General features: G+C 46.9%; 13 protein-coding genes and 1 pseudogene. 3 read left to right on the top strand and 11 right to left on the bottom strand.

Annotation, left to right across the window (positions count from 1 at the left end; genetic code table 11):
• The first annotated feature begins 25 nt into the window (after positions 1-25).
• A complete protein-coding gene (locus M1L62_RS13170; RefSeq protein WP_254560049.1) occupies positions 26-4,138 on the top strand; it encodes a hybrid sensor histidine kinase/response regulator transcription factor in 4,113 nt (1,370 codons plus the stop codon).
• Between the two features lie 434 nt (positions 4,139-4,572).
• Entirely contained in the window at positions 4,573-6,285 is a 1,713-nt protein-coding gene (locus tag M1L62_RS13165) for a tetratricopeptide repeat protein (protein WP_254560048.1), read from the top strand.
• On the opposite strand, the gene M1L62_RS13160 is transcribed toward M1L62_RS13165, so the two are convergent.
• The 9 genes and pseudogenes from M1L62_RS13160 to M1L62_RS13125 form a co-directional block, all read right to left on the bottom strand.
• Complete coding sequence (locus M1L62_RS13160) at positions 6,286-10,095, bottom strand: T9SS type A sorting domain-containing protein (RefSeq protein ID WP_254560047.1); 3,810 nt, start codon at positions 10,093-10,095, stop codon at positions 6,286-6,288.
• Between the two features lie 5 nt (positions 10,096-10,100).
• Complete coding sequence (locus M1L62_RS29575; protein WP_254560046.1) at positions 10,101-10,931, bottom strand: phage tail protein; 831 nt, start codon at positions 10,929-10,931, stop codon at positions 10,101-10,103.
• A 9-nt stretch (positions 10,932-10,940) separates the two neighbouring features.
• Positions 10,941-11,081, bottom strand: a pseudogene (locus M1L62_RS29715) (tail fiber protein); the annotation flags it as partial.
• Between the two features lie 54 nt (positions 11,082-11,135).
• Positions 11,136-11,645, bottom strand: coding sequence for a phage tail protein (locus tag M1L62_RS13150; RefSeq protein WP_254560045.1), 510 nt, complete (start codon positions 11,643-11,645; stop codon positions 11,136-11,138).
• A gap of 68 nt (positions 11,646-11,713) precedes the next feature.
• Positions 11,714-12,733, bottom strand: coding sequence for a phage tail protein (locus tag M1L62_RS13145; RefSeq protein ID WP_254560044.1), 1,020 nt, complete (start codon positions 12,731-12,733; stop codon positions 11,714-11,716).
• Between the two features lie 22 nt (positions 12,734-12,755).
• A complete protein-coding gene (locus M1L62_RS13140) occupies positions 12,756-13,262 on the bottom strand; it encodes a phage tail protein (RefSeq protein WP_254560043.1) in 507 nt (168 codons plus the stop codon).
• Between the two features lie 709 nt (positions 13,263-13,971).
• Positions 13,972-18,177: a M4 family metallopeptidase gene (locus M1L62_RS13135; protein ID WP_254560042.1), complete on the bottom strand. Its 4,206-nt coding sequence runs from the start codon at positions 18,175-18,177 to the stop codon at positions 13,972-13,974.
• Positions 18,178-18,566: 389 nt separating this feature from the next.
• Positions 18,567-19,541 carry an ankyrin repeat domain-containing protein gene (locus tag M1L62_RS13130; protein ID WP_254560041.1) on the bottom strand — a complete coding sequence of 325 codons (975 nt, stop codon included), beginning with the start codon at positions 19,539-19,541 and terminating at the stop codon, positions 18,567-18,569.
• Positions 19,542-19,847: 306 nt separating this feature from the next.
• Complete coding sequence (locus M1L62_RS13125; RefSeq protein ID WP_254560040.1) at positions 19,848-20,267, bottom strand: VOC family protein; 420 nt, start codon at positions 20,265-20,267, stop codon at positions 19,848-19,850.
• A 618-nt stretch (positions 20,268-20,885) separates the two neighbouring features.
• Here M1L62_RS13125 and M1L62_RS13120 point away from each other — a divergent pair.
• On the top strand, positions 20,886-21,209 hold the full coding sequence (locus M1L62_RS13120; protein WP_254560039.1) for a hypothetical protein: 324 nt from the start codon (positions 20,886-20,888) through the stop codon (positions 21,207-21,209).
• 230 nt (positions 21,210-21,439) lie between these two features.
• Here the strand turns inward: M1L62_RS13120 and M1L62_RS13115 are convergent, their stop codons facing one another.
• Both M1L62_RS13115 and M1L62_RS13110 read right to left on the bottom strand, forming a co-directional pair.
• Entirely contained in the window at positions 21,440-21,799 is a 360-nt protein-coding gene (locus tag M1L62_RS13115; RefSeq protein WP_254560038.1) for a hypothetical protein, read from the bottom strand.
• 22 nt (positions 21,800-21,821) lie between these two features.
• Complete coding sequence (locus tag M1L62_RS13110; RefSeq protein ID WP_254560037.1) at positions 21,822-23,615, bottom strand: phage tail-like protein; 1,794 nt, start codon at positions 23,613-23,615, stop codon at positions 21,822-21,824.
• Positions 23,616-23,680 lie beyond the last annotated feature (65 nt).

The raw sequence follows: 23,680 nt of genomic DNA, 5'->3' as shown, positions 1-23,680 counted from the left end.
GCTGCTTATTTAACCCATCAGATCAATGCAATCCAAAATCCATTTCATATTCCGTTTCGCTTACTTACATGTGATGTTAAGTATATTGGCATTTGCTGCTCTGGCACAGCGTCCGGAGCCAAAGTTCACTTCACTTACATCCATGGACGGGTTATCGTCAAACACCGTGACGGCCATTTTAAAAGATCGCTATGGCCTGATGTGGTTCGCAACGGATGACGGTTTAAACAGATTTGATGGCACCGATGTTTTGGTATACCGCCACAATAAAAAAGATCCGGCGTCATTAAGGTCCAGCGACATTTCAAGTTTACATCAGGACAAAGCCGGCCGCATTTGGGTCGGAACGATTGAAGGAGGTTTACACCTTTATGACCGAAAAAGAGATTCATTTGTGAGCATCCCCTCTCCGCATAGTGTAACCAGTATCAGCAGTGATGCAACAGGGAGGCTCTGGGTAGCCACTACAAATGGGTTGATTAATGTAGATCCGGAAAGCCATCAAATCAGCACATTTTCCTCCGCAGCAAGTATTCCTGACCAAATCTCAAAAGGAATGATTCTCAGCGTAGCAGTCGACAGGAAGCAAAACGTGTGGATTGGCTCGGACAGCGGTCTCTTTAAAATAAATCCTGCTGACAAGGGAGAGGAACATATTAACTATTTGCAATTTCTGTCTGAGGATGCCGGTTCACATGCTGTAAAATCGATTATTGAAGACCGACAAGGGAATATTTGGGTTGGTACATTCAGTGGTTTGTATAAATTCAATACCAACGGACAGATCATCCAAACGTTCAGGTATCAGTCTGGGAATAAAAATTCGCTGAGCAGTAATATGGTCTTTGCGGTCGCACAGGAAAATGATCAGCACATCTGGATATGCACTGACGCTGGTCTTAACATTCTTAATACAGATAATGGAAACATTACACGTTATGGCCCGGACCCCAGAACACAGTTTAGTCTGAGCAACAAATCTGTGCGTTGTTTACTGATCGATAATGAAGGTATATGCTGGCTTGGTACCTACAAAGGCGGTGTAAATAAGTATGATAAAAATCTGGCTATTTTCGGACTAAAAAGATCGGACGTAAATGATCCATACGGGCTGAGTGCGCCGTTTGTCACCTCTTTCGCTCAAAATGCGTCAGGAAATTTGTTTGTTGGTACGGACGGCGGCGGCCTGAATCTGTATGACCGCAAAACCAACCTTTTCAAAAAATTTCAGATCAACCCGAAAAACAAAGCTGCATCCTCGGGACTGGCGATTCTGACTTTGGAACTTACCTCCGAGAATGAACTTTGGATAGGCACCTTTCAGGATGGTCTTTTCCGGTTTAATCCGAACACGGGTGCCTACACGCAATTTACACGCGGAAAAGATACTTCCAGCCTGGGCAACAATGACATTTTCTGTATAAAAAAAGACAGAGCTGGTAAAATATGGATTGGCACGAATGGCGGTGGTGTGCACCAGTTCGATCCGGTGACCCAACGGATTACAAGATTTTATAATCCCGGAACACCTATGTCGAAAAGGGCTATCCCGCTAAATGGCTACATCAGAGATATTGTGCAGGATCGTCGCGGGCAGCTTTGGATAGCCTCGCATGGAACAGGCGTCGCCGTTTTTAACCCGGTTACCCAACAATCAATCGTGCTCAATAAAAGCAACAGCAATCTACCGAGCAATATCGCATTTTCCATCCTGGAAGATAAAAAAGGAAATATATGGGTGGGCACATCCGGCGAAGGATTGGCTCTGTACAATCCACAGTCTAAAAAATTTATTTCCTACGGAGAAAAAGAAGGACTGGCCAGTAATATCGTTAATAAGATTTTGGAAGACGCCCAGGGGCGCATCTGGGTAAGCACCAATGAAGGGATTAGCTCTTTTGATGTCAAGAGCAAAAAGTTTACGAACTATACCACCTACAACGGCATTCAGAACAAAACCTTTGTCCTGGGCTCAGGTATCCGCGCTTCCGACAATATGCTTTTCTTTGGAGGTATTGCAGGATTCAACTATATCGATACCCGCAGTCTGCCTTCCGGAACAAACATGCCGCCCATTATCCTGAAAGATCTCCGGATTGGAAATCGCAGCATTACGCCGGCTGATTCAAATTTCATAGACGCCGATATTTCAGTAGCCAAAACGATAAGCCTGGACTACAAACAGAATTTTTCAATAGGTTACACCGCGCTGGATTATACAAATCCCAGACAGGTGCATTACCGGCACAGGCTCGTGGGCATGCAAACCGAATGGAACGAAACAGGCGTTAATAACTTCGCCAGTTATACCAACCTGAGTCCCGGCAACTATATATTTGAAGTTCAGGCCAGTAGCGACGGAATCAACTGGAGTCCTCAGACCACTTCGGTAGCCGTCATTGTAAAACCTCCTTTTTATCTTACCATCTACGCCTATATTTTCTATATCCTGGCGCCACTCGTCATTGTATTTTCGATGAGGCGTCGTGGCATACAAAAGCTTCAAAGGCAGTTTAAAGAACAGCAGCAGCGTGCGGAAGCTGAGCAAGTCCAGGAACTTGACAGACTCAAAATAAAGTTTCTGACCAATTTAAGTCATGAGTTCAGAACACCCATATCCTTAATTCTGGCACCTGTTGAAAACCTGTTGGGCAAGACGCAATCGACCGAATTGCAACCTCCGGTTATAGCCATTAAACGAAACGCAAAGCGATTACTTAATCTCGTGGATCAGCTGCTGGATTTGAAAAATATGCAGCAGCAGGAAGTAAGTCTGGACCTTGACAGTAAAGATATCATTTCGTACATCAAAGATACCTGCGATCAGTTCAGCGATCTTTCGATCAGAAAAGGTATTCAATTTAAAACCGAAAGTACGCTCAGTCAGCTCTCTATGGATTTTGATGCGAACAAGTTGGAACGGATCTTATTCAATCTGCTGTCGAATGCATTCAAGTTTACGCCCAAAGGTGGAGAAGTAACGTTAGAAATTTCTCGGCAAACAGACTCTGACGAAAAACCGTGGCTCGTGATCGCCATAGCAGACACGGGCATTGGTATTCCTGAGGATAAACATGAAAAAATCTTCGACCGATTTTTCCAAAATGACACGGACCAGTCTGTGCTTAATCAGGGAAGTGGAATCGGCTTGTCCATTGTGCGGGAATTTGTTCAGCTACATCAGGGAACGATCGCTGTCAAAAGCCGTCCTGGTTCCGGAAGTACATTCGTTGTAAAACTACCAGTCAGTGCCGACTGCCAGCCACTTCATGCGCCTGAGCAGCGCAACCCAGAGCCGGTAAAAGTCAATGCCGACTCGACTTCTCTCAGCAAGCAGGAAAAACCAAACATCGAAGATCCTTCAAATGTTCTGATCATAGAAGACAACGATGAGTTCAGACATTATCTCAAAGAAAGTCTGATGCCATTTTACAATGTGATCGAAGCAGTTAACGGAAAAGAGGGCTGGCAGAAAACGCTTAGTCACCACCCAGACCTCATTGTGAGTGATATCGCTATGCCGGAAATGGATGGCATTACATTGAGTCAAAAAATCAAGTCAGATAAAAGGACACATCACATTCCGATCATCCTTCTTACCGCGTCCACTGGTGAGCAGCAGCAGCTTGAAGGCCTGAATTCGGGAGCAAACGATTACCTGACAAAGCCATTCAACTTTGATATTCTGAATGCAAAAATCAACAATCTGATCCTGTTAAATCGTTTGTTAAAAGGTGTTTATTCCCGGCATATCAAGGTTTCCGGGCAAGATCCAAAGATCGAATCGAGTCAGGAAAAACTGCTCAAAGATATACTTTCTTATATTGAAGATAATCTGCATACATCGCAGCTCAGCGTGGAAAATCTAAGCAAACACGTCGGTATGAGCCGGGGAACCCTGTACAGTAAAGTGCTCGAAATGAGCGGACAAACGCCAATCGAATTCATTCGCTCCATCAAACTTGAAAAAGCGGCGGTTCTGCTGGAAAACAGTGATCTAAGCATTTCACAGATTTCTTACATGACAGGTTTTACGGCTCCCAATTACTTCGCAAAGTCGTTCAAAGCAAAATTCAACATGCTCCCGACAGAATATAAATCTAAGAAACGAAAGCACCAATTGCTGGTTAAAGTTTAGATTTCGAAAGTGGAGGCGCCAAGTAAAAAATGAATGATACCAATTGTGATCAAGCGAAGCGGATCCCGATTGAGCTAATGGCTTTAATTTTTTAATGGAGTTTATTAATCTATTTTTTTCTTTTAAAGCTCCAAAAGTGGTGAAGATGATCAGAGGCGCATTCTTGGCCTGGTCGAAACTAAATCAATTCACGGAGAGGTACAACAAGCAGCCCTCCTCTGCACGGTACTTGATTGGACTTCTGGAACGCTGTCCTCAGGTACAGTGTAACGATTTTGATACTCATAGCCAACATTCTCCTACCCAAAATTCGAACCGTAAACTAATTCGATGCACAACCTCTTTGTAGCCGTCGTTCATTAACAGTAAATTCACTTCATAAACCTTTTATGAGATGACTGGGAATTCCCCTCCCAATCAAAATTTACGAAAACATGAACCTCCTCATCAACGTTATTCTTTCCATCATACTGTGCGCGCTTAGTACGGGCAGTGCCGTTGGGCAATGGGATCATCTGCTGCACAAAACTTACCCGCAGCGCTTCCGCGATATCGGTAAGATTTATATCCGCGTGATGGACAACGGCGATTCAGCCTCGGTGTTTTCGGAAATATCTTCTCTGAAAAATTATGCCTTGGCGCATCATGACAGTGAACTGGAACTGGAATCGGATCTTTTGAAGGCGTATTATCTGAGCATCTGGCATAAAACACAAACCGAGCGCATCGTCTCGATGATCAATAAACTTGGTGCCAGAGCGGCGGAACAGCATAACATGCAAATTGGCCTGCGTTCGCTTAAGGTGCTTGGCGACTATTACTGGACCGGTGCCAGAAATTATGAACTGGCGTTTGAATACTTTATTCAGCAGGAAAATATTCTTAATAAGTTGAGCACAGACGAACTTCCCGATAAGGTCTATGCCCTGCTCAATATTGCTCATGCCTACCACGAATTTTCGGATTATAAAAAGGCGTCATCACTTTTCCGGCAGATCCTTACTTTGAAATACAACCCTGATCTGCACGCAGGGCATAACGCGGCACTTTGTGCGATCGCAATGATTCACCGGCAACAGGGCAACCTGGATTCGTCAGATCATTATTATCGAAGGACTATCCGCAAGGAGTCTCCCGGTAATTATGAGGTTTGGGCAGCTATTGCGCGTGGCGGGTTGGGCGAGAATGCATATGTAAGGGGTAACTACACAGAAGCGGTTCCATTGCTGCAATACAATATCGACCACGCCGTATCACAAAAAGATTTTAGGCGCGCAGCCGAAATTATGATTATCCTGGCCGATATTCACTTAAAAAACAACGAAGTTGAGAAAGCAGGGAAGCTGGCTGAAACCGCCCGACGTTATCTTGATCTTTGCCTTCCTGACCGCTACCGGCATTTCCAGGACCTCTATTTTATTCTCGTGAAAGTATCTGCCGCTCGCGGAAGGGTACGATTAGCCGAGGCTTATCTGGATTCCGCTTTATTCGTCAAGGATAGCCTGATCCATCAGTACAATGCAAAACTGATGCTGCGGGCGCACCAGAAAATTGAATTGCAAAAACTCCGTGCTCAAATGGAAAAGGCGGAGTCGGACCAGACACAAAAATTAATCCAGCGTAATCTTGCATTGATCCTGGTGCTGATTGTAGCCGCAGGTGCTGCGTACATTTATAAAATCCAGCGTCAACGGCACCGACAGGCCCAGCAATTGAAAGAACTCGAAATCAGGCAAAAAAAACAGGAACTTGAAAATGCTGCCTTGCAATTGAAAGAGTTTGCCCGCAACATTTCCGAAAAGAGCAGGCAGATCGAAGCATTGGAAAATAAACAGATCCCCGATGCTTCGACCCTGTCGCAGCTTCGCGCTGGTACCATCCTGACACAGGACGACTGGGATTATTTCAAAAAGCTTTTCAGCAAGGTGCATGGCGACTACCTCCATCGTCTCCGCGAGAAATTCCCGGAGCTCACCCAGGGCGAGATACGCTTCATTGCACTAACCAAACTGGGATTGGGCTATCAGGAAATGTCTGCTACGTTGGGCATTAGCAGCCACGCTGTGCGTACCACCAAATACAGGCTTCTGAAAAAGATTGACGTCCCCGACGACCGAAGCCTGGAAGAGGTGATGATGAATATCTGACTATTCGATCACCACTTTCCGTGTCTGAACTACGGCGCCGCTCTGCACACGTACTACGTAAATACCCTTAGTCAGGCTACCCACAGACAATGTCGCTTTTCCGCTTTTCAACCCACAATTTATTAACACAAAACCCTTGATATCCAATAACTCAACGTTTCCGGAGAGCATACCCGCCCCTGTCAGTTCGAGTTGCAGCAAAGTAGTAGCAGGATTGGGATACACCGTCATTTGAAACATATTCCTATGCTCAGCTGCAACGATCCGGCTGTAAGCAAAGGAATCGTCCAGATCGATCATTTTCAAACGATAATAATTCAGGCCCGTCAGCGGTTGATTGTCAGTAGCCGTATAGCGATGTCCGCCGCTCCCGAATGCGATAGGCTGTTCTGGCATGATCTCCCAATGCTTTGCATCGGCGCTCCGGTGTATCTCGAAGTGGCTGGTATTGACCTCCTCTGCCGTCAACCATTCGAGCAGGGTGCTATTTTCAACTACCTTCGCGTCGAAACTGATCAGTTTCAGTGGAAGCGGATCGACATTGGTTATAAAGAAACCACTGAAACCGGTCACTTCGAAACTGATCTCCCACCGGTTCAGGGCGTTGTTCCAGAAGATATCATTCTCGGTCGGGTTAATGGTTGTCGTGCCGCCAGTGTATGATCCAGGTAACCCGGTGACTGATGTACCGTGATACTGGACCACAAGCAGGTTGGTTTTGCCCGCACCGTCGGAAGATGACATTGGCAATTTTGCCCCACCCGTACTGCTATTAAAAGCGTCGAATTCAGATTGGAGAAAAAACAGTTTGATTCGTGCCTTCGCACTTTCCGCATTGCTGGCTGGCAGGATTTGGTAATGACGCTGAACAAATTTTACGCCCCCACTAGAAATAACGTCTCCCGCTACGAACGTCTTCGCTTGTACGCTCCCACTCACGAATGGCGACTCGGATGGACTCACTTGTGCGATGACCCTGCACCCGGATACCAGGAAACTATTTGTGGTACCATTCACGATCGTCATGGAAACGGCATCACCGTTCTGCGCCAGGCTGCTACCATCCCGGTATGACTGCAACTCGTAGGCTCCCATATCCGCCGTCACATCGAATACCCTGGTTTGGCCCAGAATGTCTGTGGAAGGAATATTGTTTGTATAAAAACCGGTGTTAACCGCCGGACTGCACGCCGATAATCGAAGTCCGTCATCGGCTGTCATCCATTTATTATCAGGACCATCAGGGTCCGACTGGTCCACAAACAATGCATCTGAACTCAAAATACCGGTGCCGCTATGCCCCTCCTGGACAAGTGAATAGGCTAACACCGGACTGGCGATATTGTCTTGCATACCGGCCGGCGCCGGGCCACTGTTTCCCCATATAACCGTATTAACATAAAGCGGATGAGATAACAAATAATTGCAGACCCCGGCCCCTTCGCCTGACGCGGTATTCCGTGAGATGGTGCAATTCTGAATGGTCGCGGCGGTGCTAAATCCATTGAAAATACCTCCGCCATTGATATTGTTACTAAAATTGTCCGATATCACACAGTTTCTGATCAGCGGTGTTGTTCCATCGCCATACGTGTAAATACCACCTCCCTGCCCCGCCTTATTTACTGTTAAAATACAGTTACTGATCACCGGTGACGAGGTGTAGATTGCCATTCCCCCGCCCGAAGATGCCTCAATAATGGCGCCGAATACATTCTTGCTGATACCTATTCCATCCGCATTGCCGTCGCGCACGATGAAACCGTCCAATCGCGCAGTCGCATTATTGTTTACCGTCACAATGGTGTGATAGCAGTTGTCTGCATTGCCAGACGAACCGATATCACCCGACAGGATGGTTTGATTCGCTCCCGGATTTCGGCTGGACAGCAAAGTTTCATTACCGAAAAATCCTCCGTAGATCGCTACATTGTTGACGAGATAGAATGCATTGTGCCGTGAGTCCCCGAGATTAAAGTTGTAAGGCTGGCCGGAAGGCTTATATGTTCCCGCTTTCACCCAAATCTCGGTAATTCCCGAACAACCCGCCGCAATATTAAGCGCATTGCTGAGATTACCCAAAGCATCGTCCCAGCCCGAGCCCTCACCGGATGCTCCTTCGGCAACGTACAATCGCCCGGTAAGAACATTCAGTGCAACGCTGTTTGAAAAGGTTTCTCCGCATGCATTGCTGATCTTAACTTTAAACTGCCCGCCGTTATCACCTGCAACGACGTTGTTGACCGTCAGCGTAGGCGTGCTGACACCGGCATATTTACCATCATTGGACAATGCAGTATTTCCCCGATACCATTGATAGGACATGGTGGTAGAACTGCTGCCCACAGCCGAAAACGCGACGGATGAAGCGCCGGGACAGGTAGTAACCTTCACCGGATTCGTACCAATCGTAGGTGCAGCGCCAGTCGTGATGGTCGCACGTGCTGTCAGGTCGGAACTTGTCAGGTATCCGGCTATCACATTGACGCTTCCATTGCCTGCGCCGCTCGCAGTATAAGTTGCCGTGGCTTTGCCGTCGGCCTGGATAGTGCTCTGTGCTCCTGAAATATTTCCATTCACCGCGCTGAAACTTACCGGCAGACCAATCAGTGCGGAAAGGTTGCTTACGGATATTGCAGTGCCCGCAGAATTGCTCAGGAAGCTGGCAGCAACAGATGTCTGTCCCGCGGAAGGTAAACAAAGAGCTGAACTGGTGACGACCGGCTTCAAAACCAGCCATGGACTGGTCGTAAGTACACCGGTGCCTATTACACCAAGCATCTGGGCGCGCTCTGCGCAGGTACCACCCGCTTGTGGATCCGTGTTGCAGCCCCACCAGTTGTTGGTTGCATTCACTATCCCGTCGCCGTTCCTGATCGATGTCAAAGCATCCTTAACCGAGCCGCTTACCGTATTTCCGGAAAAAGCATTGAGATTGATATTTACCGGAAAGTCGCTGTTGATATGAATAGCGCCCCCTTCACTAACCACCATACCCGGACCTGTGCTGTTGTTAAAAAATCCGTTCTTTTCAATTTTAGTGTAAAAGGAAGTGGTTGTGGGAGAATTAAACGCTTTCACGCCAATGGCTCCACCATAATTGTAATGTGTAGATGTTACGGAGTTGCTGGTAAATGTACAATTGGTGATAGTAGCACTGCCGGTTACAGGAGTGTCTCCGCCGCTATACTCTACCAGGATCGCCCCGCCGCTGCTGGCGTCTAATAAGGAAGCCGCCTGGTTGTTGGTGAATGTACAATTGTCTACGGTAAGTGTCCCACCCCCGATCAGTGCCAGCGCACCACCACCTCTGTACTCGGCCACATTGCCCTCGAATGCGCAGTTGGTAATATTGATGACGTTGTTGGGCCCTCCGCAGAGGATGGCAGCCCCTCCGTAATTATCCGAACTTTTCCCGTTGGTAAACTTAATACCCGATATCGAAGTCGTCACGTTGGGATTCAAACCCGGTGGATTGATGAGGAAGATACGGTCCTGCGCCGTGGTCGTCATGTTGACAATAGTCAGGCCCGGTCCGGCGCCTACGATGGAGATATTCTGTGCAACGGTACCAAATTCAATCGAACCGAGCGTAAGGTTGTAGGTACCAGCAGGAACATTGATCGTATGTGGTCCTCCTCCCAGCGCATCCGCCGCCAGGATCGCCCCGCGCAACTGTGTCACAGCGTTTCCGTCGGTAGTCTGGTTTACGTTAAAAGTATTTGCATAAGCACTCGTTATCAGACTGGTTATCAGTAACGAAGTCGCAAGAAATTTTCTTAAGAAAAAGTCGCAAGAAATTTTGGTCATACAGATCATGGGCGTGATGGGTAGATACCCGAAGTCATTATCCAGAATTCAATTCCCTGATAGGGCATCATATTGTTGTGCGACTCATCCCCACCTTCTTCCCCGATTGCATTAGGATTCATCAGCACTTTATTCCCTATTTCGCTCGCAAAGTCATTGACTTGGGGACGCCTGTCTTCATTCGCCCAGACGTGACCATCCGGTTGCTGCGAATTACCGTTTACATTGGCCAAAGCCGGATGGTAATGTGACGGCATTTGCGCAACAGTCAGTTTCACGCTTACTTCACCTGCCTTATCACCAGGTTGATATGGTGTGAGATCTTTGGGTTTCCCCCAGCAGACGGGTGCCCTCCCCCGCAAATCGGGTACGGCGAATTGTGTAGTGCCATTCCCCCCATATGTAAAACGGATCAGGCTGAACAGCGCTTCATTTTGATCTACCGCCAACAGACGCCCGTCACAGGGAACCCAACCCCTCGACCCTACTTTGCCGGCCAATACCTTGATCGTTCCCAAGAAGTCCTCCGCTGGCCCACTCGGCATCATGCCCGACACGCAAATGCAATAATTGACTGTCTCGTATGGAGACATATTTTCGTGCGCCACCCCATAGCCCACCTGGTCGATGGCCTGATCGCTCATTACTGCATTGCTTTGCAAAACATACCCTGCATCGGAGGGCCAGTAGTGATTTCTGGGTGTGGGACTGTTCGCACCATTCGAAGATGCAACCGCCTGATGACGATGCCGGGGCATCTCCTGGATAGTAAGCGTATGCTTCGCTTCACCGCCGCGGGCAAAGTCCGGGAATACCCCGCCGTTTCCGATCGTCACCCGCTCACGAAGATCAGGAACGTTGAAAACGCTTTCATTCCCGCCGTATGTCGTGCCAATCAGACTGAATAATGCGAGGTTTTGATTTATTGCTAATGCTCGGCCATCGCACGGAATCCAGTCTTTTACGCTAGAAGGGAAAGCGAACATTCTGATCTCGGAAAGTAAGTCGTTCATAAAATGTAGGTTAATGATTGGAATTCATTAATTGCCTGATGGAAAAATACCCATAAATGCGATGATGTAGGTGAGAGCAAGGACAGGGATGCGGTTTTCATGCGGCTGCCCTCCTCCCTCGAATTGGAGACTATCCAGCCCCATTTGAAAATTAGCGGGTGCTGACGCGTACCGTCGACCCCCTTCCGGGGCTGCTGACCAAAACGCATTGGTCGCGTCTTTTGAGTTGGCGTTTTCCGCAGTGCTGCAAGCCGGGACATGTCGGTGCGCGGGCAGGCCTTCTAATGGTATCGCAACTAACTCCGAGCCTCCTTTTTTCCCCAGGACGTTGTGCTCGCCTGGGCCCACAGCGACACGCGAGCGCAAATCGGGTAGCGCAAAATTCGTAACACCGTCGCCTCCGTACAGGTTTTTGAGCAAATAAAAGAGCGTCTGGAATTCCTCATTGACCGGAAGAAGCGACCCATCACAAAGAAGCCAACCCATTGGTACCCAAGGCGTACTGATTAGTTTTATTTCTCCAATGAATGGTTCCATAATTTTGATTGATTGATTGATTGATTGATTGATTGATTGATTGATTGTGGTTATGAATAGAGATTTTATTAGGAATTAAAGGGCATATCCCCGCCAGCGGCGATCATGTATTCCAATGTCAGGTAAGGCATCATATTATTGTGCGGCTGGTCCCCGCCCGCTTCACCGAGGGCAGCGGGGTTCATTACCGCCCCTTCGCCTTTTTGGCTGGCAAAACCATCGACAGGGGGACGTCTGTCTTCATTAGCCCATACATGGCCCCCGGGCTGCGTGGTATTGCCCCTTGTGCTGGCCAAAGCGGTGTGATTATGCCGCGGCATGTGATCGGTTGTCAGCTTTACCATCGTTTCCCCACCCTTTTCTCCCAATCGGTAGGGAGAAAGTCCCTCGGGTTTGCCCCAGTTGACCGTCGCGCGTCCCCGCAAATCCGGCAGTGCGAATGTTGTGCTTTTGTTGCCGCCATAGGTCCAGCCGATCACAGAAAACAATGTTTTATAATGCTCAATCGGCAAGACAGTTCCGTCACATGGAAGCCACCAGCCCTTGTAAAGTATTTTAGGAAAAGCCCTGATCGTACCCGCGAAATCATATACAATCTTAAAATCCGGCGGCGGAGGAAACCCTTTGACACAAATGGCATAGTTAATCGCCAGATAGGGTGACATGTTATTATGGGGGACATCACCTCCCACCTTCCCGGTAGCTTGGTCGCTCATCGTGTTGTCATTGTGCGTTGCGTAACCAGCGTCGGAAGGCCAGAAATTGTCCTTCGGCGTCACGCTGTCCGAACCATTGACACTCGCTGTGGCCGTGTGATGGTGCCTGGGCATCTCCTGGTAAATCAGCTGATGCGTCTGCTCACCTCCTTGCGTAAAGGCCCGATGTTCCGGCCCGCTCCCGATGATCGTTCTGTTCCGAAGATCTGGCAACCTGAAATGGTTCTCATCTCCCCCAAAAGTCGTTCCGATCAGCAAAAAGAGATGCATTGTATAATCATTGACCTGCAACAAGCGCCCGTCGCAGGGTTCCCAATCCATTGGTACCTGTGAAAAAGCGAAACTCCTGATTTCTGAAACATAGGGTAGCATAAAATATCAGATGGGTTAGCGGTTAAGTAAATAAGGGCTTTAAGCCAGCCAGTGCGATCATGTAAGTAACGGCGAGAACCGGCATCCGGTTTTCATGAGGCACGCCACCCCCATCGGGCACAACGCTTTCGGTATTCATACTGATACTTCCCGGTGCTGGTGCATAGCGTGATCCACGTTCCGCCCCACCTGACCAGAAAGCATCGGTTGCGTCTTTTGAATCAGCTTTGCCGGACGTATTACATGCGGGCAGGTGATTGTGCGCAGGCAAATTTTCCACACTCAGGTGTACCAACTCCGAACCTCCCTGATGACCGACAGGGTTCTCAGGACTTTGCCCAACCGGAACCCGCGACCGGAGATCCGGCAGCGCGAAATTCGTAATCCCGTCGCCACCATAGTCGTTCTTGATCAGGATATACAAGTCGATATGCTTCTCAATTAAAAGCAGCGAACCATCGCAGTATGCCCAATTTTGTGGAAGCGTGTCTGTGCCAAACGCCCTGATTTCACCAATAAATGGCTCCATAATCTGATAGGTTTTGTGATTTAGGAATGATAGAAGAGGTTGTCGTAGCACGGTCAACCGGGTCAATCCCGTAACCATCACTGCCGACTTAACAAATTAAGCATGCTATGTCACCGAAACGCTAAAAATGGGCGTCACAAAAACGTCACAATTTTGAAAGAGCGGTCACAAGCACATAGACAGCCCCAAATTATCAGTCGGGAGTAAGGAATTGCAACAGTAAAGATGGCCTGACATGACATCACTACATTTGTCAGGCGACAGAAATAATCAGACTTAATAGTTAAATTTAACTATAAGAAAATGAACGCGACGGATCTCACGAATTTGACGAATCTTTGAAGAGGGTTGCGGTAGATCTATCGGAAGAGAAAGGATCAGTAAGTACAACAGAGTTAACTCTGCACACTGGACTAATTGGCAAGTTGGGCAACAATTTTTGCGAGAGGTAAAGTTTGACCGGACAGTCGAAACTGCACGGGATTAAGAGAGCAGTACGCTTGTGATGCCAGATATCTTTTCTAGCTGTAAACTTCTTTTCCTCCATCGTGAGCAGCCCCAGATACCCGTTTTTTAACGTCGCAAGTGTAACCTTTTCAAACTAGGCTTGAAGCTGCGCCGCCCCCAAGAAGTGTCTAGCTTTTTGGGGGCGGTGCATTCCACAACCCTGAAGAAGGGCGTATTATTTCATCAGTTACCTAAATCTGGCCTACTCCTTCAACACAGATTTGTTGTAAGCAGCCCTTCCACTGGTCGCTATGATCTGATAAATACCAGTTGGCAAATGGCCAAGCTCAATACTAACACTACCTTTGTTCACTATTACGGCTTTCCTGGTCATCACCTGCTGACCGGATGTGTTTATCACACGCACGTCAACTGAAGACAGTGACGGGTCAGGTAACTCCATGGTCAGCACGGACTGTACCGGATTGGGGAAGAATCTGATTTGCTTACCGTTCGGAGAATCAATAGCAACAATCTTACTGAATGCAAACTTGCCATCCTTATCAATTTGTTTCAAACGGTAGTAAGTGATTCCCTGCTCATAATTCGTATCCAGAAACTGATACTCCTGTTTTATCGAAGAGTTTTCGCTCACCAACATACGACCAACCTCCTTGAAATTTTTGCCAGTCATGGAGTGCTCCACTGAAAAATAGTCACTGTTAATTTCCGAAGTGGTTGTCCAGCTTAACAAATTGCCCTCAGCAGTATTTTTTCCTTCAAACCTGACAAGTGTCACCGGCAACGGTCCATCGGCTGCCGGCGCATCGGACAATCCAAAGCCTGAAAATCCTGAATTAAATGTTGCAGAATAAGCAAAGTCCGTGCTGTAAGCGGAAGCGACATTCAATGCGGTAAATGAATTCCCCAGGGTGTTCCCGGCTCCGATCGCTCCTGTACTTTTACCCATCGATTTTATCTCAGCACCCGAAAATCCTGCCAGCTCAGCAGCAGTATAATAGAGCGTGATCGTATATTCACCATTCGGATTGTTATTGGTTGGCGTTACTTTAAAAGTTTTCTTGGTAATGTTATGGTTGCCTACCCAGGTCATTTTGCCCGTACCTGCTCTGTCAATCTCCACGGTCGTACAACCGTAGTCATGCGTGGTAAGATTTTCAATTTTGGCGATCAGGTTTCCTGATGTTCCGTAAAAATACGCCGTCTCTTTGGGACCCAGATACGCAGAGCTTCCTGCGTCTACTGCTGATTGTATTGCATTTGCAGGTGTCCGGGTAACGGTAACATCGTCAATAACCCAAAAATTATCAAAGTCTGTGACGTACCGGAACCTTACCTTCATATTTTCGTTGGCATATGCATCAGGAATGGGAATAATTACCTCATCCAAAGCCGTCCACCATCCCCTGACGCCACTATTCTGATCTTGCACGTGAACGGTAACCCAGGAATTTCCATTCCATACCTCGGTTATGCCGTATTCATTAAATTGATTTTGAAACACGTTAAAGATCTGTTTAAACTTTAAAGTTAGTCCCGTCATTCCCCTGGTATTAAATACCGGAGACTCAATGATTTCATCAAGTTTAGTATCCGGACCTGGTAATCTGCTGTCAGCAAATAAAAATGGACTTTTGTCGGGGGTGAAGCCTTCATAGTATTTTGGTCTCACCTGCCAGGTTTCAGCAGAACTACCACCATTGATGATATTCCACCCACTCAACCCGTCATTGAAATCTTCCTGAAAAACCGGAATAACCGCGTCTTTGGCAGGGATGACATCATTATCCTTGATTACCACAGTATGGCTTTGGTTGGCTGCCCCCGCAAAAGCATTACCTGTGGTCGAAAGGCCATAGGTCAGCACAACCGTTTCATTGGGTTCTACGTAAGCATCATCATAAATTCTCAAAGTCACATTTTGGCTAAGGTTCGCGGATGAAAGTACTACCGACGCGGGAGTAATCGTGTAGTCTCCGTTAGCACCCTGCCGGGCGGTTCCTGCGGCAGAAAACGTAACGGTGACCGGCTGCGTCGGCGCTTTGTCTATTTTTACAGCAACCGTTTTTTCTACATAATCCAGACAGTCATTATCTATGGCCGCATCTGACTCATTCGCAGATGAAGCAGCAGCGAAGAAGGAAACTGCCGGCACTGAGCAGGAATAAACCAGAATATCGTCGACATACCAACCATCATTTCCTCCGCAATAATCAGTTCCTAATTCCCAGCGAAGCGCAACGGTCTGCCCCGCTAAGACACCCGCTGCACTCAAATTAACCTGACTTTGTGCCCATGCACTTAATTCCTGAAGCTGAGCAGATCCTGAGAACGCCGGCTCTCCGGCGAGCGGGTTAGAACTGTTATTTGTTGGTTCGAGGTTCATCAGATATCCATTCGCCGTAAATGCACTTGCAGGCAGCAAGGTCCAGGATCCTCCATTAATAGAAATCTTGATATTGCCGCCATCATATCCACCCTCAGTTGCGACAAAGTGGTAAAAAGACATAAGTATATCGCCGGACGTGCCCGGAGGAATGGTTATCGAAGGGCTCTGAAGCCTCAGCACACCAGTCTCTGAGCCAGTGCCGGCGGAACAATCTCCAATGTTCGGGTCAGCTGCAAAGGCAACATTGCTTTTGCCCCGCTTGCTTGCGACAGCCGCCCAGTTACGCGAGGTAAAATTTACCGGATCAGTTGGAATTGCCGAAGCAGTCCAACCTGCCAGTCCGTCTTCAAAATTCTCCTGAAAGATCACTCCCGAAATAGCTCCTTCACATTGAGTAGGAGCATCGGCAAACAATTTTGGGACTTTGCAAGGTGGTGGTGTCCTCATTTCAACTGCCAAAAGAACCTTCCCGAGCTGAACCAGATCATTAGCCGTGATCACCTGACCTGATAAAGTTGGAGCTCCGTCAGAAGTAGAAAGAGCAGGTAAATTGGTGCCTGCTGCTAAAAGGTCATTTGCTGATGATTCCAACGCATCCGCCTGCGCGAAAAAATCACTGGTCCGGGTCAGATAATTGCTTTGCGCACGCCAGAAAATGTGAGCGGCTTTTGTCAGACCTATGCCATTAATCGTCTGCCCATTGTAAGTTCCACCGTCTACAAGAAGTGCATAGGCATGGTTATTAACCCCGGAATTATGATGGACACCACCATTGTTGGCAAGCGTGCAAAAATACTGTATATCGGAAACCTTGCCCGCATCTCCATAGCAATTCGGGTTCCACATATCCCTTGCGACGCCTGTGCTGGCAGCTTCGGTGATCAACCAGCGTGAAGAACTTCCGCAAGCCGAGGTGCGCAGCGCGCGATTTTCCCCCTCATCCATATACGAATTTAACAGATCAACAGTTTCACCCCAAATATCCGAATAGGATTCATTCAGCGCGCCTGACTGAAAAGAGTAAACAAGTCCGTTGGTGTACTGTGTGTAAGCATGCGCCCATTCATGCGCAACTAAGTCGTCGGATGCAGTGGTGGAACAAAAATTAGTAGAAGTACCATTCCAACTTCCCAGTGCCCCTGGACACACAATATCAGGATTATTATGCGTGGTAATCATTTTAGCGTCGGCTCCGTCATAACCCACCCGTCCAAATGCATTTTTCATCAGATTGTAAATATGACCCGCCGATTCTATTTCAGAACGCTGCCACTTATCCAATATTTCGGGAAATGCGTCGCCTTCTTTCCAAAGTAAGTTTGCAGGCAAATACGTTGGTTGGTACAGTTCCCGGTTGATGGAATGAATTCCTGTAAACTGTTCTACCAGCTCTCTGCTATGCGCGTCAATGAATAAGAACTCGCGCACGTCCGCTCCGTTTCCGACTTCTATTTCAAACACCAGATGTTTTCTCCCCTCGTATCCCTGCACCAGCCCTTTCTGGAACACTTCCAACTTTATGTTTTTTGCCCACAGAAGCTGCCTTGATCGCAACGGCTTCTGAATTTCTACCATATCGACAGCAATTTTACTAGCTTCCGAGCTCGAAATAGTCGGATTCACGTTCAGTTTGATACCGGAAATGTGGTTCCCGTTGACCGAAGTTAAAGCGCCCTTTTTATCGTAGTGGAATTTCATCAAACCATCAAATACAGGTACGCCATTGTAGCGCTGTTGCAATGTGACGTGCTCCAGCCCAATATTGTCTTTTTCAAGTTTGCTAAAAGTATACTGGTCATTTCCGGATCTGATACCTAAAAGGCCGGCATTTCCTCTGATGAAATTTACCGATTTCTCCCTAGCCCCTGAGCCGGAAATAGTGAGAGGCTTATCGGATGGAAATCTGAGGAGACTGAGCGAGCCTGTTGCTTTATTGATAGACGAAATAGCGCCTGTCTTCACCGCAAAATTATCAATCCTGCTTTTGATTACATCCTGCGCATACAATTCTGGTTGACAGATGATTATAAATAAAGATAAAAGAAGAAGTTTTTTCATAAATATTTTGAAAAAATAAGGGTATATCCAGATTATTTGCGGAGCCAGATCGACGACCGGACTGAAACGATCCTTTGTGTATTACCTATTGGACACAACGACGCAAAAGAAAGCAACCAATCGATACAACACAATAGCAAATTCTTGCTATGTCTGCCGTTTTTTTCGAGGCTCCGTATGTTAATTCAAAACATCAATCCGGAAATAACGCCGATTGTTCACAAAGCAGGATGGCTAAAAACAGGTTAGATACAAAGAGATCTGATACCGCTGGCTCTTTTTGTGAGATTCTGGAAATAATTGGCTTGAATTTTAGTAATTACCGATTCCCCGTTCGGTCCCGATGTAATATGATAACCTTGCAGAAACGGCAAACTTCCTATTTCGCTTCATTTGCCTTTCCTGGTCGCTCCTGCGTTCAGTAGGATTTCTTCAATTTCAGCATGTCCCCGTTTCTTTGCCCAGGCAAGAGGAGTTGCCCAGGATGCACCGGCTTTGCCTGAGTCTGCACCTTGTGCTATTAAGTATCTCACCATTTCTATGTGCCCCCATCTTGCAGCCATTCCGAGCGGTGTAGACCGGTATTCTTCGTCAACAGGGTTTAAGTTTGCACCATATTTGATAAGCAGTTCGGCTTTTTGTAAATGCCCTTTTTGGGCCATATCATGAAGGATAGTTACATGCTGCCAGCTCATAGTATCAGGGTTCATTCCTTTTTCCATAATGTAAGCTGCCCCTTCATCATGTTCAAAATAATAAAATTGTGTCCATTTTAAGATGTCGGGAACTTTGGCTCCACAGCCTGACAAAAGATCAATCATTGCCCGATTGTTTTCTTTGGCAGCAAACGTTAAAATTCCCTCAGCCCAAAAATATGTTTCGTCTCTTGCGAAGTCGGGATTTTTTCTCAGTATTTCTGCTACGCTCTCCAAATCTTCCATATCAACGGCTTTTTCAAATTCATTTTGCAAATCCGTCCTGTCGAAGAAAATTTTTCCATTATCTCCTTTAAATTTATGTGAGGAAGGACTGGCTACAAATTCATTCAGTAATCTATCGACTTCATAGTAACCTCTGTCTTGCGCAATTGTTGGAAGAGTATCCAAAAATGGATAAATTTTATAGCTGGGGTCATACGCTCCATTGGCCAACAGAAACTTCACTAAATCGATATGCCCTTCTCGTACAGCAAAATGGATAGGCGGCGTATAGTTATACTGGGCATACGCAAGTTCAGGATGTTCATCGACCATTGCTTTAACTGCGTCCAGATCACCGTTTTTACTTGCAGCTAAAACGTTCCACACTTTGGTAGTCGTTGACATGCAACCACGGGAGAGTTCCATTGGCAGGTCTAATTTCATTTCAGTTGGTTGTATCATAGTAGTGAATTGCAGGTCTGCGAAAATTGCGTGAATAACATACAAGTGGCTATCAGATCCATTTTACCGTCTGGAAACATAAATTGAAATCTTCATTGATTTGCTTAAAACTAATCATGATACCATCAAGCAAAACAGTATTTTTAACTTTTGATATAATGGCAGGTAACATATGCTCATTGTCTTTAATGGAACTGAAATAATTTACCCAGGTGTATAAACGCAGCCTGAAAACCAATCAAACCGTGTTATTCTGTTGTAAGCTGCCCATAAAAATTTCAACTTCTACTACTGCTGACTGGAAGAGCCCGGAATCCCCTCGCGTTCCGGTGTGGCAAAATCGTAAAAAATCCGGAACAGATTATTGTCCGGATCGGCGACTGTGAACTCATACAAACCCCATGGCTTCGCCTCTGGCGGCGAAACAATTCTGGCCTGCTGTCCACTCCAAAACCTATAAAGCTCATAAACCTGTTCCTTACTGTCCAGATTAATCCATACCAGTACAGGCCCCTTATTGCGATAATGTTCCCGAAAGGAATTGTCCGTGAGAAACATTCTGCAATGTCCTTTTGAGATCCCGGTAATCCCGCCATCCTCACCGCCCCAGTCAATACTGAAACCAAGAACGCGTTCATAATAGGCTGCAGCGCTCGTCAAATCACTGACCGGTATTTCGGGAACGGCAGCAGGAAATTCCGGATTCATAGGCGTTCTCTTTTTTTTAATAAAAAGTAAAAAATACTGGTATCTACTCCTGACTGGGTACTTGATGGCGGTTACCCTGCCATGTTCATTTCTTCTTACGTAAAACCTCCTATTTTACGAGTTTGACCCAAATAGAGGAACCGACAGCTTTAAAAAGGGTATTTCTCTGGACGGTGGCGGATACATCCAGGTATAGCTTATCACACCTCATCCAACAAAGTAGAGAGGGATACTAGCAAGCGTAGTATTCATTATTTCTCCCAACAGGATTTTATTTTGCTATTTTTCATTACCCTAACCTAGATTCAATAGCATCTTTGCCAACAACCACCACCACTTCATATAAGAAACATCACTCGGCAGTCATATTAGAATGGGGCCATGATGCCCGGAAAGCGCGTATGGCTATTTCGAGATCGAAAGGTTTGGAAAGGAGATTGCAACGTAACGAGTCAATTGTGTGTCTAAGAATAAACAAACTCTATCAATGTTATGAAGCTGTCGTTAATTCAGAGTAATTTATCATTTTCTTGTCTATTACTAATTACCTGCTTCTTAACTGGTTGTGACAATCGTATGGATTGCCAGGCGCCGCCTCCGGAGATTGCTGTTCAAATAATGGATGGATCGCTTACCTACCCTGCTGATCTGGACAGTGCTGCAAAGATCAAGGTGTCTTATCTGGAAAATAACCGACAAAAACATGTGGAGGATCTGGCTATACAGGATGATGTATTTTTTATTTCGATGCTGATTCAAGAATCCCGAAAATTGAATGATCCGGAATTTTCCTTCGAATTGAGCGGAAAGGTATTGGCTAAAATGAAATTGGAAACTTATATCAATAACGCAAAATGTAATGGCTGGGCTAATGTTTCGAAGGTTTCTCAAAATGGACAAGCCGTTTCAAAGTCAGCCAATGGCGTCTATCTGATTAAATAGTTATGGTTTAAATCCGGTATTTAAGTTAATGCTTTAAGACATCACAAAAGTTTCTGACCAAATTTGATCTGCTTACATTAGCTGCCTATCTGATCAAAAAAACCGTTGACAGATTGACTGGTTGTCATCTGTCAACGGGTAAAGTATTTCTAAATTCTCCGGACAACGTTAATTGAAATCCGTAATAAAGTCAATCGGAGACTGCTTGCCAAGCCTTATTCCTATCCCGATTATTGATCAGTTTTCGGACTACTACTTTTAAGGCGGCTTTGGTTATCCGTAGCCTTATCGTTAACCAACGGCACCTCGGGTTTAGCTTGTATATTCAAGTCTGTTTGAGATTTTGCAGTGGTTGTCTTGTACAACAAACCGGGCATGGTATTGCTGCGGATCTGCTTGCCAAGGCTTTCCTTATTTACGGGGTCCGTCACACTTTCTTTTTTTGCAGGAGCGGGCTCGCTAAACAATAGGCCGGGCGCTGTTCCGTTTTTTATCTGGCTGGCGATACTTTCATTGGTATTGAAACGGTTTTGGGCTTTTGCCGTTATGCCTGTTAAAGCTATGATGGCAATGATCAGATAGCATTTCATAATACGTGATGGATTGACGTTTTTATTTAACATTAACAAACACATTGATTTTACCAACTCCGTCGCCCTCGAAATTCTGCAAGGCTTTACCAAGAACTTGTCCTGCTTCTACCTTTGCCTTATCGGCTTTCATGGCAACACCGGGTATAGAAGAAGTAACCAGCAAATCACCCCGCTGAATCGCTCCACCTTCCGGGCATACTTTGGTAGGAATCACGCCCACTACACCCATAGGCACTTTCCCGGTCAGATCGCTGTCAATGTTTTCCTCGGTCAGCAACACACCGGGCTTGGTAGCGTATACACCCAATACCAGAGAGGAATAAGCGCCAGCACTTTTTTCGATGGTGCGGTCTTTGGAGGTTGCAATGCTTAACACATCACCGGGCTCATATTCCGAAACATCACTGATCACGTCGAATGCTTCTGCGATATCGGCCCCGCTGTTCTGTGTACCTCCGTTAAAAAAGCCCCTTCCTGCTTTGTTGATGCGCGCTACGTTGACTCCTGCGCTTTGCAACGTCGCCAGGTTACCGCTAGCACCGGTGTGGTTGACCAACAGCGCGCTTCCCGGTCCCGAGTTGGTAACGTGAACCGTAGGATTTACGTTAGCTGTGTTGAAGTTAGAAAACCGTGCCGCTCTACCAGTGCCAAAATTTGGTGTCCAGCCATAAATCGCATTACCGTCCCCGTCCGCAGTGGCTTCAACGCCATCCCCGTTGCGGCCGGCATTTGCAGTGAGGCCATTTCCATTCCCTTCTGTTAAGGCCAACAGCGCGGGACCATTACCGGCAGCATTGGACGAATAGAACAGGCCTGCATAACCACCCGTGCCGGAAGATATGCCCATCACGCCCGCTGTTCCGAAGTTGGCAAATATTGAATTTACTTCTCCTCTTACCGCCGGAGAGGTGCCTGTTGTCCGGTCAACAAGGAAGTTACCGGCAATTCCGTTTCCTACCGTCTTCGCGGTGAGCAAATCAGTTTCATTGTCTTCATTAAAATTTTCAAACCGTCCTGCACGGCCTGTCGCAAAGCTGGGCACCCAGGCATACAACGCATTACCACTGCCATCAATGTTCGTTTCGATGCCATTGCCAGCTTTTGCAGCGTTGGCGGTAATGGCGTTGCCGTTGCCGTCCGATATTGCCACCAGAGCCCGGCCATTACCCGTCGTGTTAGAGGCGTGGAACAAGCCTCCAAACCCACCAGTACCCGAAGTAATCCCAAACAAACCCGCCGCACCAAAGTTACCGAATATAGTATTCACCTCTCCCCGCACGGCTGCGCTTACACTGCTGTTATTATTCACCAGAAAGGAGCCGGCATTCCCCAGTTTGTTGTCAGGAATATTCCCATTCCCATTGGTTTCAACGGTTAAGACGTTGCCGTCCGTATTTGTGGCATTCGTGTTTTTAAACAGGCCAGCTGCTCCGGTACCGGCCGCCACGCCCTGTAATGCAGCACCTGCTCCCTGATTGGTCATAGAAAATAGAGGGGCCGCATTCGTTCCGCTGCCCGCGTAAGGCAATGCGAGTGTCGCATCATCAATCTTCGCCCAACCGGTTCCGCTTTTAAAATACCAAAAACCTTTTGTGTTCGTGTCATAAACCAGCAACCCGTCTGCCGGCCTTACAATGGCTGTCCGAAGGGCGGAGGTCATTCGCGGCACGAGTACGCCTTTTGTGTCAGATTTTACGTCGAGCTGTGCGCTCGCGTCCGGTGTCAGCGTACCAACGCCAACCTGCGCTTTCGCTTGTTGAAAGAGGCCGCTCGCAAGAAATCCAAGAGCTGCTTGTAGAATTAATTTGTTCATCAAAGTGCGAGTAAAGTATAGTTTTTAAAGGTTACGATAAGTAGTCGATATAGCAACTAATTGAA

It is taken from the genome of Dyadobacter diqingensis, assembly GCF_024220585.1.
GTDB classification, from domain to species: Bacteria; Bacteroidota; Bacteroidia; order Cytophagales; family Spirosomataceae; genus Dyadobacter; species Dyadobacter diqingensis.
The sequence above is the reverse complement of the archived record's forward strand: the minus strand, read 5'-3'. Positions and strand labels throughout refer to the sequence as shown.

Bases quoted from the DNA above. Each gene is read 5' to 3' on its own strand.
- M1L62_RS13160 (WP_254560047.1), bottom strand. From the start codon at position 10,095: ATGACCAAAATTTCTTGCGACTTTTTCTTAAGAAAATTTCTTGCGACT.
- M1L62_RS13130 (WP_254560041.1), bottom strand. From the start codon at position 19,541: ATGAAATTAGACCTGCCAATGGAACTCTCCCGTGGTTGCATGTCAACG.
- M1L62_RS13170 (WP_254560049.1), top strand. From the start codon at position 26: ATGCAATCCAAAATCCATTTCATATTCCGTTTCGCTTACTTACATGTG.
- M1L62_RS13150 (WP_254560045.1), bottom strand. From the start codon at position 11,645: ATGGAACCATTCATTGGAGAAATAAAACTAATCAGTACGCCTTGGGTA.
- M1L62_RS13120 (WP_254560039.1), top strand. From the start codon at position 20,886: ATGGATGGATCGCTTACCTACCCTGCTGATCTGGACAGTGCTGCAAAG.
- M1L62_RS13145 (WP_254560044.1), bottom strand. From the start codon at position 12,733: ATGCTACCCTATGTTTCAGAAATCAGGAGTTTCGCTTTTTCACAGGTA.
- M1L62_RS13125 (WP_254560040.1), bottom strand. From the start codon at position 20,267: ATGAATCCGGAATTTCCTGCTGCCGTTCCCGAAATACCGGTCAGTGAT.
- M1L62_RS13115 (WP_254560038.1), bottom strand. From the start codon at position 21,799: ATGAAATGCTATCTGATCATTGCCATCATAGCTTTAACAGGCATAACG.
- M1L62_RS13140 (WP_254560043.1), bottom strand. From the start codon at position 13,262: ATGGAGCCATTTATTGGTGAAATCAGGGCGTTTGGCACAGACACGCTT.
- M1L62_RS13135 (WP_254560042.1), bottom strand. From the start codon at position 18,177: ATGAAAAAACTTCTTCTTTTATCTTTATTTATAATCATCTGTCAACCA.
- M1L62_RS13165 (WP_254560048.1), top strand. From the start codon at position 4,573: ATGAACCTCCTCATCAACGTTATTCTTTCCATCATACTGTGCGCGCTT.
- M1L62_RS13110 (WP_254560037.1), bottom strand. From the start codon at position 23,615: ATGAACAAATTAATTCTACAAGCAGCTCTTGGATTTCTTGCGAGCGGC.